Below are 13,899 nucleotides of genomic sequence, written 5' to 3'. Positions count from 1 at the left end.
GGCTTGTCGCGCGGTTCCCCGCGCCCCTGGATGGTGCAACCTAGGCCAGTGGCTGTCACTCGCTCCGTTCTCCTCTTCGTCCTTGCCGCTCTCGCCGAGATCGGTGGCTGCTGGCTGATCTGGCAGGCCGTGCGCGAGCACCGCAGTTGGCTGCTGGCCGTCGGCGGGGTCCTCGCGCTGGGCGCGTACGGGTTCGTCGCGGCGGCCCAGCCGGACTCCCACTTCGGCCGCGTCCTCGCGGCGTACGGCGGCGTCTTCGTGGTCGGCTCGCTCGCCTGGGGCGTCCTGGTCGACGGCTTCCGGCCGTCGGTGTGGGACTTCGTCGGCGCGGCCGTGTGTCTGGTCGGCGCGGGGATCATCATCTACCAGCCGCGCGCCTAGCCGGGCAGCGTGCCGCCGAGCCCTTACCGTGGCGTGCATGCGTTCCCGCCTCTCCCTCCGGGTCCTGCTCACCGTCGTGCTGCTCGCGGGCCTCGCGCTGGTCGGGCAGGCGGCCCGGGCGGCGAGGCCGGCGCCGTTCGGGGACGAGGTGGTGGCGCAGACGCGGCGGACCGACGCCGACGCGCTGCGGGTGGGGGCCGGTGGGGGCGTGGAGGCGTACGACGCCCGCAGCGGCGCGGTGGCGTGGAGCTACCGCCGGAGCGGGCATCGGGCTTTGCGGCTGGTGCCCGTCGGTGCGACGACCGTCGCCCGGTGGGACGACGGGGAGCTGACCGGGATGGAGCCGGAGCCCGCTGTGGTGCGGTGGCACCGGTACGTGCCGGGGGTGGGGGCGAGGACGCCCCTGACGCTGGTGCCGCTCGGCGCGGGAGAAACGTTCCTGGCGCTGACCCGGGACGTGGTGATGACCTACAACACCGACGACGGGACTCTCCGCACCTCCACCCTGCCGCCCGTCGGCTGCAGCTTCCGCGACCAGGGCCCGGCGGGGCCGCTGCACCTGGGCGCGTGGGTGCTCGCCCGGCGTGACTGCGCGGACGGGGCGGGGGGGACCGAGCTGGAGGGGTACAGCCTCGACGGACGACGCTGGCAGCAGCCCACCGTCGCACCGGTGCGGCTGGCGGCGCGGCCGGACGGGGACGCCGACGTGCTCGTCGTGCCGAGGCGCGAACCCTACGCCGTGGACCCGGCGACGGGCCGTCCGGCCAAGGAATGCGTTTGCGCCGCCCGGTAGACTGGAGGCTTGTTGCCTCCTGCTGCACAGGCCGTTCGGACGGTTCTGGCCGCATCCATCGCGAGTGCGCCACCGCGCGCCGCCGCGCACCGTCCCCGGGAGTGGTTTCACCATGATCGTCGCCAACGACATCGAGCTGCGCGCGGGCGCGCGGATCCTGATCGAGTCGGCGACGTTCCGTGTCGCCCCAGGTGACCGGATCGGTCTGGTCGGCCGCAACGGCGCCGGCAAGACCACGCTGACCAAGGTCCTCGCCGGCGAGGGCCAGCCGGCCGGTGGCTCGGTGACCCGCGGCGGCGAGATCGGCTACCTGCCGCAGGACCCGCGCACCGGCGACCTCGACGTGCTCGCCCGCGACCGCGTGCTCTCCGCCCGCGGGCTGGACGAGGTGCTGCGCAAGATGCGCATCAACGAGGAAAAGATGGCGAACGGCAAGGGCGCCACCCGCGAGCAGGCGATGAAGAAGTACTCGCGCCTGGAGACCGAGTTCCTCACCAAGGGCGGCTACGCCGCCGAGGCCGAGGCCGCGACCATCGCCGCCAGCCTGGGCCTGCCGGACCGCGTGCTGGGCCAGCCGCTGCACACCCTCTCCGGCGGTCAGCGCCGCCGCGTCGAGCTCGCCCGGATCCTCTTCTCGGACTCCGACACCCTGCTGCTGGACGAGCCGACCAACCACCTCGATGCCGACTCGATCCTGTGGCTGCGGGACTACCTGAAGTCCTACAAGGGCGGCTTCATCGTCATCTCCCACGACGTCCAGCTGGTCGACGAGGTCGTCAACAAGGTCTTCTACCTGGACGCCAACCGCACCTGCATCGACGTCTACAACATGGGCTGGAAGCTCTACCAGCAGCAGCGCGAGGCCGACGAGAAGCGCCGCAAGCGCGAGCGCGCCAACGCCGAGAAGAAGGCGCAGCAGCTCAACTCGCAGGCCGACAAGATGCGTGCCAAGGCCACCAAGACCGTCGCCGCGCAGAACATGGCCCGCCGTGCCGAGAAGCTGCTCTCGGGCCTGGAGGCGGTGCGCCAGAGCGACCGGGTCGCCAAGCTGCGCTTCCCGACCCCGGCCCCCTGCGGCAAGACGCCGCTGACGGCCGAGGGCCTGTCGAAGTCCTACGGCTCGCTGGAGATCTTCACCGACGTCGACCTGGCCATCGACAAGGGCTCCCGCGTCGTCGTGCTCGGCCTCAACGGCGCCGGCAAGACCACGCTGCTGCGCATGCTCGCGGGCGTGGAGGCGCCGGACACCGGCCAGGTCGTCCCCGGCCACGGCCTCAAGATCGGCTACTACGCCCAGGAGCACGAGACCCTGGACGCGGACCGCACGATCCTGGAGAACATGCGCTCCGCCGCTCCGGACATGGACCTGGTCGAGGTCCGCAAGATCCTCGGCTCGTTCCTCTTCACCGGCGACGACGTGGACAAGCCCGCCGGCGTGCTCTCCGGTGGCGAGAAGACCCGTCTGGCGCTCGCGACGCTGGTGGTCTCCAGCGCGAACGTGCTGCTGCTGGACGAGCCCACCAACAACCTCGACCCGGCCAGCCGCGAGGAGATCCTCGGCGCGCTGCACTCCTTCGAGGGCGCGGTCGTGCTCGTGACCCACGACGAGGGCGCCGTGGAGGCCCTCCAGCCCGAGCGGATCATTCTGCTGCCGGACGGTGTCGAGGACCTCTGGAACGAAAGTTACGGGGACCTCGTGTCGCTCGCGTGAATTATCAGCAGCAAAACGCCGGGTCGGAACTGTTCGACTAGGCGAGGGATCATGCATCTGGCCCAGAAGACCTCATATCGGCTGTTGCGTGTTCTGCTGCTGAGCGCGGCTCGGATTCTGTGGAATCCGCAATCTTCGGCAATGCTCAATTACCGCTGCTGATCAGCAATTTCGCGGGACGGCCCCGCTGTGCCCAGGGGCGTGCGGCCAGATGCCGTGCGCTCCCTGTGTGCGCGGCGACACCAGTTCCGGCCAGGAATCCCGGTATCGACCTTGTCGAATGGGTGGCCATGGAGGCCCCCATGGGTGATCATGGGATTCCAACAGAGCACTGCTACGAGGAGGCACGGGTGGCCGAGACTCTGAAAAAGGGCAGCCGGGTGACTGGTGCCGCGCGGGAGAAGCTCGCGACCGAGCTCAAGAAGAAGTACGACTCCGGTGCGAGTATCCGCGCGCTCGCGGAGGAGACGGGTCGTTCCTACGGCTTCGTCCACCGCATGCTCAGCGAGTCCGGGGTGAACCTGCGCGGTCGCGGTGGAGCCACGCGCGGAAAGGCGAAGGCCGCCGCTGCGGCCGGCTGACGTCCCGACGCAACCCTGACGCAACGGCGGTCCGGGTCTCCTCCCCCTGGCCGTCGTTCGTCATGCTCCGGCTATGGATCGGCCTCGCCGACGTTGTTACTCTTCAGTAGCCACGTTCGCGCGACTGCCGGAGGAACCTGTGACCGATCACGTTGACGAGTGGGCCGAGGCCGGCGTCCGCCTGGACGTGGAGGGCGAGCTCGCCACCGTCACGCTGTGCCGCCCGGAGCGCCGCAACGCGCAGTCGCCCGCGCTGTGGCGTGCGCTCGCCGCGATCGGCAGCGAGCTCCCCGGCACCGTCCGCGTCGTCGTGCTGCGCGCCGAGGGCGTCTCCTTCTCCGCAGGCCTCAACCGGCAGGCCTTCACGCCCGAGGGCATCCCCGGCGAGGTCTCCTTCATCGATATCGCCAAGGGCCCGAACGGCGACGCGATCATCGCCGAGTACCAGGAGGGCTTCCTCTGGTGGCGTCGGCCCGACCTGGTCACCGTCGCCGCGGTCCAGGGCCACGCGGTGGGCGCGGGCTTCCAGCTCGCCCTCTCCTGCGACCTGCGCGTCGTCGCCGAGGACGTCCAGTTCGCCATGAAGGAGACCGCGCTCGGCCTGGTCCCCGACCTGACCGGCACCAAGCCGCTGGTCGACCTCGTCGGTCCGGCCCGTGCCCTGGAGATCTGCGCGACGGGCCGCTGGGTCCACGCGGAGGAGGCGGAGCGCATCGGCCTCGCCAACCTCGTCGTCCCGGCCTCCGAGCTGCACGCGGCCGCGTCCGACCTGGCCGCCGCGCTGCTCGCGTCGCCGCGCGACGCGGTCATCGAGACCAAGGCCCTCCTCCAGGGCGCGGGCGCCCGCACGCTCGAGGAGCAGCGGGCCGCTGAGCGCGCCTCCCAGCTGCGTCGCCTGCGCGACCTGGCGGGCATCGCGGAGTAGCCGAACCGCGCCCCTCCGTGCCGTCCGTGCTGTCCGTGCCGTTGACGCGGACGACGCCGCGTCCGACAGTGGGTGGCAGCCGCCGTGCCCGGGCGGCACGGGGGGAGGCGGGCATGCTGTTCATCGAGGTCACCGATTACGCGGTGCGGTCGGCCGTGATCACCTTGCGGCGTCGGGGGAGCCCGATGACCTTCGTCCTGTTCCCGATGATCCACATCGGGACGCCGGCCTTCTACGCCGACGTCCGCCGACGGGTGGACACCTGCGACATCGTCGTGGCCGAGGGGGTGACCGGCCGGTCGATGCAGGCGGGGATGCTCACCATGGCCTACCGCTTCGCCCCGCGCCGGTCGCGCAACGGGCTCGTGCAGCAGAACGACGCACCGCTGCTGACCAAGGACATCCCGGTGGTCCAGCCGGATCTGGCCGCCGCCGAGGTGATGCGGGGGGTCCGCAGGTCGATCCACTGGCAGTACCCGCTGCTGCTGCTCCTGGCACCGCTGCTCGGCCTCTGGTTCGCCCTGCGCGGCCCGAGAGCCTTCGTCGAGCAGGACCTGGCCGTCGAGGACTACCCGACCACGCGGCGGGCCGAGGCCCGCGCCAACAGCGACCTGCAGCACGCCCTGCTCGACGAGCGCGACGCCCGCCTGGTGGACGCCCTGAGCCGGATCCACGAGGAGCACCAGCACGAGCCGATCCGCGTCGCGGTCGTCTACGGCGCGGCCCACATGCCCGCCGTGGTCCGGGGTCTGCTCGGCCGGTACGAGTACCGGCCGCGTGACAGCGAGTGGATCACCGTCTGCACACCGCGCTGAACGAGCTGCGGGCGCAACGGCGTCAGATGCCGTGCAGCGCGCCGCCGTCCACCGGGATCATCACGCCCGTGAGGTAGCTCGCCGCAGGCGAGAGCGTGAAGGCGGCCACCCGGCCGAACTCCTCCGGGCGGCCGTAGCGGCGCAGCGGGATGGACGCCTCGTGCGCGGCGCGGGTCGCGGCCGGGTCGGCCGACAGGCCGTCGAGATGCTGGACGCGTTCGGTGTCGATACGGGCCGGGAGAAGGCCGAAGACGCGGATGCCCTCGGGGCCCAGCTCGGCTGCGAGCGTCTTCGCCGTCATCGCCAGGCCGGGGCGGAGGCCGTTGGAGACGGCCAGGCCGGCGATGGGCTCGCGGGCGGAGCCGGAGAGCACGAAGCCGATCGCGCCGCCCTCCGTCAGGACGTCCGCCGCCGCCCGGGCGAGCCGCAGCGCGCCGAGGAAGACCGACTCGAAGGCGTCGCGCCACGCCGACTCCGGGGTGGCCAGCGCGGTGCCGGCTGCGGGGCCGCCGACGCTGACGAGCAGGCCGTCGAGCCGCCCGAAGCGGCTGAGCGCCGCGCCGACCAGGCGCTCCGCGGTGTCGGGCGCGGCGTTGTCGGCGACGACGCCCTCGACCCGCTCGGGGCCGCCGAGCGCGTCGACGGCCTCGGCGACGGATTCCTTCTCCCGTCCGGTGATGACGAGGTGTGCGCCCTCGGCCGCCAACTCCCTTGCGCTGGCGAAGCCGAGGCCCCGTGTCGCGGCGGTGACGATGTAGACGCGTCCGGCCAGTCCAAGATCCATGGTTCCTTGCTTCTTTCAGCTCTCTGCTTCGGCTCGGGCGAGGAGGAAGGCCGTGTTGACGAGGGCGACATGCGTGAACGCCTGAGGCGTGTTGCCGAGTTGACGACCTGCCAGCGGGTCCCACTCCTCCGAGATCAGGCCGAGGTCGTTGGCCAGGCCGCGCAGGCGGTCGAAGAGTGCGCGGGCCTCGCCGACGCGGCCGATGGCGATCAGCGCGTCGCAGAGCCAGTAGGAGCAGGCCAGGAACGCGCCCTCGGAGCCCTCCAGGCCGTCGACCGCGTCGGTGGCGGCGTCGTCGGAGGGCGTGGAGTAGCGCAGGATGTAGCCCTCGTGGTTCAGCTCGCGCTGGACGGCCTCGACGGTGGCGATCGCGCGGGGGTCGTCGGGGGCGAGGAAACCGGTCTTGACGGCGAAGAGCGTGGCCGCGTCGAGCGCCGCGCCGCCGTAGTACTGGGTGAGGATGCCGCGCTGCTTGGAGACACCGCGCGCGCAGACGTCCCCGTGGATGACGTCCCGCAGCTCGCGCCAGCGTTCGACGGGGCCGGGCATGCCGGTCTCCTCGGCGAGCTTGACCGCGCGGTCGAAGGCGACCCAGCACATGATCTTGGAGTGGACGAAGTGGCGGCGCGGGCCGCGCACCTCCCACAGACCCTCGTCCGGGTCGGACCAGTGCTCCTCCAGGAACTCCAGCAGCTTGACCAGCAGGCTCCAGACATGGCGCTCTATGGTGATGCCGTGCCGGTGGGCCAGGTACAGGGTGTCCACCACCTCGCCGTAGACGTCCAGCTGGAGCTGGTCGACGGCGGCGTTGCCGAAGCGGACCGGGTGGGAGCCCTCGTAGCCGGGGAGCCAGTCGGCGATCTCCTCCGGCAGGCGGCGCTCGCCGCCCACCCCGTACATCGTCTGCAGGTCGGCCGGGTCGCCGGCGATGGCCCGCAGCAGCCACTGGTACCAGGCATCGGCCTCCTTGCGGTAGCCGGCGGTCAGCAGCGCGGAGAGCGTCATCGTCGAGTCGCGCAGCCAGCAGAAGCGGTAGTCCCAGTTGCGGGCGCCGCCGATCTGCTCGGGGAGCCCCGCCGTCGCCGCGGCGACGATGCCGCCGGTGGGCTGGTAGGTGAGCGCCTTCAGGGTGATCAGCGAGCGCCGGACCGCGGGCATGTGCTCCTCGGCCACCCCGGAGGAGCAGCGTGACGCCCAGTCCTTCCAGTCCTCCAGGGTGGTCTGCAGCGACTTCTCCGGGTCCTGGCGGGGGCCGGCGCTGTGGAACGACGGGGTCCAGCTGAGCACGAACGGGATCCGCTCGCCCGCGTGGACGGTGAACTCGGAGTACGTGGCGAAGTCGCGGCCGTAGGTGTGGACCTTCTCGTCGCAGCGCAGCCAGACCGCGTCCGGGCCGGCGACGGCGATGCGGTGGTGGTTGGTGCGCCGCATCCACGGGATGATCCGCGCGTAGTCGAAGCGCAGCCGCAGCTCGCCGACCATCGCCACGGAGCCGCTGATGCCCTCGACGATCCGCATCACGTCCGGTGTCCGGTCGCGCTGCGGCATGAAGTCGATCACCCGGACGCTGCCGGTGGAGGTGGTCCACTCGGTCTGCAGCACCAGGCTGTCGCCGACGTAGGAGCGGAAGGGGGCCTCGCCGTCGGAGGCGGGGGCCAGTCGCCAGTGGCCGTGTTCGTCGCCGCCGAGCAGCGCGGCGAAACAGCTGGGGGAGTCGAACCGCGGCAGACAGAGCCAGTCGATCGATCCGTCCCTGCCGACCAGGGCGGCGGTCTGCAGGTCACCGATGAGCGCGTAGTCCTCGATGCGTCCGGGCATGGTGCCCATCCTGCCTGCCCGGACGCCCGTTTTCAGGCCTTTCGGGCCGCCAGCCTCGCGTCGCGTCGGAGCAGGAACCACCAGGCGACCGGGATCAGTGCGGCGAAGACCCACCACTGGATCGCGTAGGGCAGGTGCACGCCCTTGCCGACCACGGCCATGCTGTCGGACTGGTTGTCGTTGGGGTTGGGCACCTGCTCGGCCTGCCCGGAGGAGGACAACGAGGGGGAGGACCCGGTCAGCTCCAGGTAGCCGGCCAGCAGCGGCTCGCTGAGGTGCTTGGCCTGCTCGCCGCTGTTGATCAGCATGAACTGCCGGTCGGGCATCCCGCCGGGGTTGCGGATGCCGGTCAGCGCGGTGGTCTCGTCGGGGCGCAGCCGCCCGCTGACGGTGACCTCGCCGGTCGGGGTGGACGGCACGGCGGGGAACTGGGCGCCCATGGTGTTGCCGGGGGAGATCCAGCCACGGTTGACCAGCACGGCCTTGCCGTCGTCCTGGATCAGCGGGGTGACCAGGTAGAAACCGATGTTGTCGCCGGAGGCGTCGGTCCGGTGCCGCACCACGAACTGGTGCGCCGGGTCGAAGTGGCCGCGCGCGGTGACGGTCCGGTACATCTCGCTCAGCGGGATCGTCGCGCCCGGCTGGGACAGCTGCTCCATGGGGACAGCCGCCGCCGCGAGGTTGGCGTTGATCATCGCGTTGTTGCGGTTGGTCTGCTGGTAGCGGTGGTACTGCCACTGGCCCAGCCAGATCATCGCGGGGATGACGGCCAGGAAGACCAGGGTGAGCACCACCCAGCGCCGGGTGAGCAGGATGCGGAACACCACAGAACGGTAACTCCTTCAGCTCAGCGCCCCTGCGCCGGGGGTCGGTCCTGGGCCCCGCCCTGGGGCTGCACGTGCTGCAGCAGCTGGAGGAAGGCCGCCTCGTCGACCGTCGGCGTGCCGACCTCGCGGGCCTTGCGCGCCTTGGTGGACCAGCCGCCCGGGTCGTTGGTGACGAGCAGGCTGGTGAGCCTGCTCACAGAGGAGGCCACGTGCAGGCCGGCCTCGGTCAGCCGGTCCTCCAGCACCTCGCGGTCGATGCCGGTGTCCCCGGTGATCGCCACGCGCATGCCCTGGACCAGTTGGCCGTCCGGCTGCCAGCGGCCCGGGTTCGGGTAGGGGCAGGCGGGCCGCCGCTTGGCCGGACGGTAGCCGCCCCAGGAGCCGGCCCGGCGCGCGGCCTGCGCGGGGCCCGCCTGACGGGGGATGCGCTGGGTGGCGCGGGCCTCCTCGGCGAGGCCGAGGTCGCTTATCGGCACGCAGGGCACCAGTGGCAGCCGCAGCCCGGCCTCGGCGGCCAGCCGCAGGCTCGGTCGGAAGACCTCCGCCAGCACCCGGGCGTCGTCGAGCGCGTGGTGCGCGTGGCGGGTCTCCACGCCGAAGTGCGCGGCGAGGGTGCCGAGCTTGTGGTTGGGCAGCGGCAGGCCGAGGTCGCGGGAGAGCACGATGGTGCACAGCCGCTGCTCGATCGGGGCGCGGTCGCTGATGCGCGCGTACTCACGGGAGATCATCGACCAGTCGAACAGCGCGTTGTGGGCGACCAGCACCCGCCCGGCGAGCCGCCGGCTCAGCTCCTCGGCGATGCCGGGGAAGGTCGGGGAGCCTTCCAGCAGATCGCTGGTCAGCCCGTGGATCCAGATCGGGCCGGGATCGCGCTCCGGATTGACGGTCGTGTACCAGTGGTCCTGCACGGCCCCGCGCGGGTCCAGTTGGTAGACACCGACGGAGATGACGCGGTCCGTCCGGCCGAGGCCGGTGGTCTCCACGTCGACCACGGCCCACCCGGCATTCGGGTAGTCCGGCGGCCACGTCTCGATGTCAGTTCCAGGAAGCACGATGGAACACAATACGGTGGAAGGCCGACAGCGCCCGACGGCCTGCTGACTGAGAGAGACGAAACATGCGCGCCACAGTGATCCACGGACCGAACGACATCCGGGTGGAGGAGGTACCCGACCCGGTGGTGCGGAAGTCCACCGACGCCGTGGTCCGCACGGTCCTCGCCTGCATCTGCGGTAGCGACCTCTGGGCGTACCGGGGTGTCGCCAAGCGGGAGAAGGGCCAGCGGATCGGGCACGAGTTCCTGGGCGTGGTCGAGGCCGTCGGGGCTGACGTCCGTTCGGTCAAGCCGGGCGACCTGGTGGTCGCGCCGTTCGTCTGGTCCGACGGCGTGTGCGAGTTCTGCGCCGAGGGTCTGCAGACCTCCTGCCCGCACGGCGGCTTCTGGGGCACGCCGGGCTCGGACGGCGGCCAGGGTGAGGCGGTCCGCGTCCCCTTCGCCGACGGCACCCTCGTCCAGCTGCCCGCTGACGCGCAGTCGGACCCGCGGCTGCTGACCGCGATGCTGGCGCTGTCGGACGTCATGTCGACCGGCCACCACGCCGCGGTCGCCGCGGGCGTGCGCCCGGGCGCGACGGTCGCCGTCGTCGGCGACGGCGCGGTCGGCCTGTGCGGCGTGCTGGCCGCGAAGCGGCTGGGCGCGGAGCGGATCATCGCGATGGGCCGTCACGAGGCCCGCACGGCCATCGCCCGCACCTTCGGCGCCACCGACGTCGTCGCCGCGCGCGGCGACGAGGCGATCGACGCGGTGCGCGAGCTCACCGGCGGTCTGGGCGCGCACGCGGTCCTGGAGGCCGTGGGCACCGAGCAGTCGATGAAGACCGCGATCTCCATCGCCCGTGACGGCGGCGCGGTCGGCTACGTCGGTGTCCCGCACGGCGGCAGCGCGGGCGTCGACATCGGCCAGATGTTCGACCGCAACGTCTCGCTGCGCGGCGGCGTCGCCCCGGCCCGCGCCTACATCCCGGAGCTGCTGGCGGACGTCCTGGCCGGCGTCATCGACCCGTCCCCGGTCTTCGACGCCGACGTGACGCTGGACGGCGTGCCGGACGGCTACCGGGCGATGGACGAGCGCACGGCGCTCAAGGTGAAGATCACCTTCTAGGTGCCGGTGGTGCCGGTGGTGCCGGTGGTGCCGGTGGTGCCGGTGGTGCCGGTGGTGTCGGCACTGCCGGTGTGACGGCGGCGGACGGCGCGGACGATGTCCTCGCCGATCCGCTCCAGGAAGACCGCCGCCGTCCCGAGGCGCGCCCCGGCCGGGGTGACCGGGCCCAGCAGGCCGGCTCCGTCGCGGGCGAACTCGGCCAGCAAGGCGTTGCGTTGGGCGCTCGCCAGCAGCGAGCGGTACCAGACGTCGTCGTCGATGACGTACCGCTCGCGGCGGCCGTCCTCCGTGCGCTCGCGGCGCAGCAGCGCCTGGCCCTCCAGATAGCCCACGGCCTTGGAGACCGACGCCGGGCTCACCCCGAGCCGCTGCACTAGCTCCGCCGCGGTGAGGCTGCCACTGTCGGTGACGTAGAGGCAGGTGAGCACCCGGGCCGTCATCCGCGGCAGCCCGGTGTGCACCAGCAGGTCGGCGAAGCGTGCCGCGTACTCCTCGACCGCCGCGAGGTCGCGCCCCCGCGCCGGACCGGGTCCGCCGCCCGCCTGCTGCCGCGCCCCCGTGCCGCTCCGCCGGGAGCGCTGCGTGGTGGCGCGCTGCGCGCTGTCCGCGCGGTAGCCGGACGGGCCGCCGTTGCGGGCGATCTCCCGGGTGACCGTGGACGTCGGGCGGGCGAGCTGCCGGGCGATCTCCCCGTAGCCGAGCCCCGCCGCCAACCCCTCGGCGATCCTGCGACGGTCCTCGTGGCGCAGCCTGGCCCCGGGCATCGGTGCTCCCTCCCTCTGTTGCAACGCGGGCATCCAGCTTGCATTAACCGGCAGGCCCATTGCAAGGATTCACCGTCATCTACCTGCGCTTATGCGGGTGTTGGCGACTTTGATCGTTGCTGGTTTCGTGAACGGCGATCTAGGGTTGTCCACGCACCGGGAGACACCGAAGCGACCAGGGGGAAGCATCATGAAGACCACCGTCCGCGCAGCAGTCACCGTCCTTCTCGCCGGCTCCGTGCTGGCCGGCGCGCCGACCGCCTTCGCCGACAGTCGCACTCACGCAGGGGTGCAGACCGTGCTCGACCGCGCGGTGACCGAGGCCGGTCTGCCCGGCGCCATGGCCCAGGTGCGGGACGGGAGTTCGACCTGGTTCGGGCAGGCCGGGACGGCCGACCTGGACAACGGCAGCAGGCTCGTGCCGCAGGACCGGTTCCGGATCGGCAGCACCACCAAGACCTTCGTCTCCACCGTGGTCCTGCAGTTGGAGGCCGAGCACCGCCTCGGCCTCGACGACAGCGTCGAGCGCTGGCTGCCCGGCCTGGTGGACGGCAACGGCTACGACGGTTCGAAGATCACCATTCGGCAGTTGCTCGACCACACCAGCGGGATCGCCAACTTCGCCATGGCGAAGCAGGTGTTCGAGGAGTTCGTGGGTCTGCCGTTCCTCCAGCACCGGTTCGACGGCTTCACGCCGCGGCAGCTGGTCGAGCTCGGCCTCGAGACCAAGCCGTCCTTCGCCCCCGGCCACGGCTGGCAGTACTCCGACACCAACTACGTGCTGGCCGGAATGATCATCGAGAAGGCCACCGGGCACAGCCTGGCCCAGGAGATCACCGACCGGATCATCAAGCCGCTGCACCTGCGGAACACCTACGAGCCCGTCGGCGACGACCCGTGGATCCACGGCCCGCACGGCCGCTTCTACTCCAAGCTGATGATGCCGGGGGACGGTACCCCCTTCTACGACGTCACCGAGCTCAACCCCTCCTGGGGCTTCGGCTCCGGCGACATCGTCTCCACCGTCGGCGACCTCGGCACCTTCGTGCAGGCGCTGCTCAAGGGCCGGATGCTGCCACCCGTCCAGCAGCGAGAGATGTTCACCATGCTGGACACCCAGGGGAACTGGGTCGGCAACAACTCCGAGTACGGCCTGGGTGTCGGCTCGATCAAGCTGTCCTGCACCACCGTCTGGGGCATGGGCGGTGCGATCGACGGCTCCTGGTCCTACACGTTCGGCACCCGCGACGGTCGGCACCTGCTCTCGACCGAGGTCGACGGCGACTGGGGCAACGGCACCTGGCGCAGCCCGGTGGGCGTGTTCAACGCCGAGATGGAGGCCGAGTTCTGCGGCGTCAAGCCGGCGCGGCAGGGCTGAACACCGCGACCAGCCCCGGGTCGTTGAACGAGGTGATCCGGGCCAGCCGCCCCTGGCGCAGCGTCAGCACCTGTGCTCCGTAAGGGTGGTAGCCGCCGTCGTCGCCGCGCTTGCGGATGACCACGGCGGCCTGCCCGTTGGCCCGGGTCGGCTCCAGCCGCCACAGGCCCGGGTGCAGGACGTGGGAGGCGAGGAAGCCGACGACGGCGTCGCGGCCGGTGAACCACGTCGGGGTGGGCGGCATCTCCAGCTCCACGTCGGCGCGCAGCAGGCGCACCAGCGCGTCGGCGTCGGCGCGGGTGAAGGCGTCGACGTAGTCGTCGAGGAGCCGCCGCAGGGCCGCCGCGTCCGGCTCGGCGAGCTCGTCGGGGTGCGGCGCCGCGTCCGACAGCGCGGTGCGGGCGCGACGCAGTGCGCTGTCGACGGCCGCCTCGGAGGTGTCCAGCATCTCCGCCACCTCGGCGCCCCGGAACGCGAGCACGTCCCGCAGGGTCAGCACCGCCCGCTGGCGCGCGGAGAGGAACTGCAGCGCCGCGATGAACGCCAGCCGCACGCCGCTGCGCGCGGCCACGACCACCGCCGGGTCGTCCCCGCCCGCCCCGAGCAGCCGGTCCGGCACCGGCTCCAGCCACGGCACGTCCGGCTCCCGCGCGGCGACCGCGACGTGGTGGTCGTCGGACGGCGCGCCGACCCCGGAGGGGAGCGGCCGCCGTGACCGCGTCTCCAACGCGGTCAGGCAGGCCGCGGTCGCGATCCGGTAGAGCCAGCGCCGGACCGTGGAGCGGCCCTCGAACCGGTCGAAGCCGCGCCACGCGCGCAGGTACGTCTCCTGCACCAGGTCCTCGGCGTCGTGGACGGAACCGAGCATCCGGTAGCAGTGTGCGAGCAGCTCCGGTCGGAACGGCTCGGTGAGAGTGGCGAACTCGGTGTCCGAGACCATGGTCCCCACGGTATCCGCAGC

At 72.0% G+C, this 13,899-nt stretch carries 14 protein-coding genes; 8 read left to right on the top strand and 6 right to left on the bottom strand.

Annotated features, from left to right (window positions below; all coding sequences use genetic code 11):
* Positions 1-48 precede the first annotated feature (48 nt).
* From BMY61_RS30295 to BMY61_RS30270, 6 genes are all read left to right on the top strand, one after another.
* Positions 49-381, top strand: coding sequence for a YnfA family protein (locus BMY61_RS30295; protein ID WP_143094587.1), 333 nt, complete (start codon positions 49-51; stop codon positions 379-381).
* Between the two features lie 37 nt (positions 382-418).
* On the top strand, positions 419-1,174 hold the full coding sequence (locus tag BMY61_RS30290) for an outer membrane protein assembly factor BamB family protein (protein WP_143094586.1): 756 nt from the start codon (positions 419-421) through the stop codon (positions 1,172-1,174).
* 112 nt (positions 1,175-1,286) lie between these two features.
* Positions 1,287-2,885 (top strand): ABC-F family ATP-binding cassette domain-containing protein, encoded by a 1,599-nt coding sequence (locus BMY61_RS30285; protein WP_042446285.1) that lies wholly within the window; start codon positions 1,287-1,289, stop codon positions 2,883-2,885.
* Positions 2,886-3,235: 350 nt separating this feature from the next.
* Positions 3,236-3,466, top strand: coding sequence for a helix-turn-helix domain-containing protein (locus BMY61_RS30280; RefSeq protein WP_042446284.1), 231 nt, complete (start codon positions 3,236-3,238; stop codon positions 3,464-3,466).
* A gap of 139 nt (positions 3,467-3,605) precedes the next feature.
* On the top strand, positions 3,606-4,391 hold the full coding sequence (locus BMY61_RS30275; RefSeq protein WP_042446281.1) for an enoyl-CoA hydratase/isomerase family protein: 786 nt from the start codon (positions 3,606-3,608) through the stop codon (positions 4,389-4,391).
* A gap of 113 nt (positions 4,392-4,504) precedes the next feature.
* Positions 4,505-5,206 (top strand): hypothetical protein, encoded by a 702-nt coding sequence (locus BMY61_RS30270; protein ID WP_042446278.1) that lies wholly within the window; start codon positions 4,505-4,507, stop codon positions 5,204-5,206.
* Positions 5,207-5,228: 22 nt separating this feature from the next.
* On the opposite strand, the gene BMY61_RS30265 is transcribed toward BMY61_RS30270, so the two are convergent.
* Genes BMY61_RS30265 through BMY61_RS30250 form a run of 4 tightly spaced genes read right to left on the bottom strand, consistent with a single transcriptional unit; the run spans position 5,229 to position 9,687 of the window.
* Positions 5,229-5,990: an SDR family oxidoreductase gene (locus BMY61_RS30265; protein WP_042446274.1), complete on the bottom strand. Its 762-nt coding sequence runs from the start codon at positions 5,988-5,990 to the stop codon at positions 5,229-5,231.
* A gap of 15 nt (positions 5,991-6,005) precedes the next feature.
* Positions 6,006-7,808 (bottom strand): glycoside hydrolase family 15 protein, encoded by a 1,803-nt coding sequence (locus tag BMY61_RS30260; protein ID WP_042446271.1) that lies wholly within the window; start codon positions 7,806-7,808, stop codon positions 6,006-6,008.
* Positions 7,809-7,840: 32 nt separating this feature from the next.
* Entirely contained in the window at positions 7,841-8,635 is a 795-nt protein-coding gene (locus BMY61_RS30255; protein WP_236655974.1) for an SURF1 family cytochrome oxidase biogenesis protein, read from the bottom strand.
* A gap of 20 nt (positions 8,636-8,655) precedes the next feature.
* Complete coding sequence (locus tag BMY61_RS30250) at positions 8,656-9,687, bottom strand: DEDDh family exonuclease (protein ID WP_236655973.1); 1,032 nt, start codon at positions 9,685-9,687, stop codon at positions 8,656-8,658.
* Between the two features lie 65 nt (positions 9,688-9,752).
* On the opposite strand from BMY61_RS30250, the gene BMY61_RS30245 reads away from it, so the two are divergent.
* The gene (locus BMY61_RS30245) at positions 9,753-10,796 is read left to right on the top strand and encodes a zinc-dependent alcohol dehydrogenase family protein (protein ID WP_042446269.1); all 1,044 of its coding nucleotides are present in this window, start codon (positions 9,753-9,755) and stop codon (positions 10,794-10,796) included.
* Here the strand turns inward: BMY61_RS30245 and BMY61_RS30240 are convergent.
* Positions 10,793-11,560 carry a GbsR/MarR family transcriptional regulator gene (locus BMY61_RS30240; protein ID WP_042446268.1) on the bottom strand — a complete coding sequence of 256 codons (768 nt, stop codon included), beginning with the start codon at positions 11,558-11,560 and terminating at the stop codon, positions 10,793-10,795. The two genes, BMY61_RS30245 and BMY61_RS30240, sit on opposite strands and share 4 nt — an antisense overlap.
* A 190-nt stretch (positions 11,561-11,750) precedes the next feature.
* Here BMY61_RS30240 and BMY61_RS30235 point away from each other — a divergent pair, with 190 nt between their 5' ends.
* On the top strand, positions 11,751-12,938 hold the full coding sequence (locus tag BMY61_RS30235) for a serine hydrolase domain-containing protein (RefSeq protein WP_042446267.1): 1,188 nt from the start codon (positions 11,751-11,753) through the stop codon (positions 12,936-12,938).
* On the opposite strand, the gene BMY61_RS30230 is transcribed toward BMY61_RS30235, so the two are convergent.
* Positions 12,916-13,878, bottom strand: a complete 963-nt coding sequence (locus BMY61_RS30230; protein ID WP_042446264.1) for a sigma-70 family RNA polymerase sigma factor — start codon at positions 13,876-13,878, stop codon at positions 12,916-12,918. The two genes, BMY61_RS30235 and BMY61_RS30230, sit on opposite strands and share 23 nt — an antisense overlap.
* Positions 13,879-13,899 lie beyond the last annotated feature (21 nt).

Origin of the sequence: Streptacidiphilus jiangxiensis (genome assembly GCF_900109465.1) — a bacterium.
Taxonomy (GTDB): Bacteria; Actinomycetota; Actinomycetes; order Streptomycetales; family Streptomycetaceae; genus Streptacidiphilus; species Streptacidiphilus jiangxiensis.
This window is presented reverse-complemented; position numbering and strand designations above follow the sequence as displayed.

Coding starts and splice junctions, on each gene's coding strand:
- BMY61_RS30285 (WP_042446285.1), top strand. CDS start 1,287: ATGATCGTCGCCAACGACATCGAGCTGCGCGCGGGCGCGCGGATCCTG.
- BMY61_RS30260 (WP_042446271.1), bottom strand. CDS start 7,808: ATGCCCGGACGCATCGAGGACTACGCGCTCATCGGTGACCTGCAGACC.
- BMY61_RS30265 (WP_042446274.1), bottom strand. CDS start 5,990: ATGGATCTTGGACTGGCCGGACGCGTCTACATCGTCACCGCCGCGACA.
- BMY61_RS30270 (WP_042446278.1), top strand. CDS start 4,505: ATGCTGTTCATCGAGGTCACCGATTACGCGGTGCGGTCGGCCGTGATC.
- BMY61_RS30290 (WP_143094586.1), top strand. CDS start 419: ATGCGTTCCCGCCTCTCCCTCCGGGTCCTGCTCACCGTCGTGCTGCTC.
- BMY61_RS30235 (WP_042446267.1), top strand. CDS start 11,751: ATGAAGACCACCGTCCGCGCAGCAGTCACCGTCCTTCTCGCCGGCTCC.
- BMY61_RS30240 (WP_042446268.1), bottom strand. CDS start 11,560: ATGCCCGGGGCCAGGCTGCGCCACGAGGACCGTCGCAGGATCGCCGAG.
- BMY61_RS30230 (WP_042446264.1), bottom strand. CDS start 13,878: ATGGTCTCGGACACCGAGTTCGCCACTCTCACCGAGCCGTTCCGACCG.
- BMY61_RS30245 (WP_042446269.1), top strand. CDS start 9,753: ATGCGCGCCACAGTGATCCACGGACCGAACGACATCCGGGTGGAGGAG.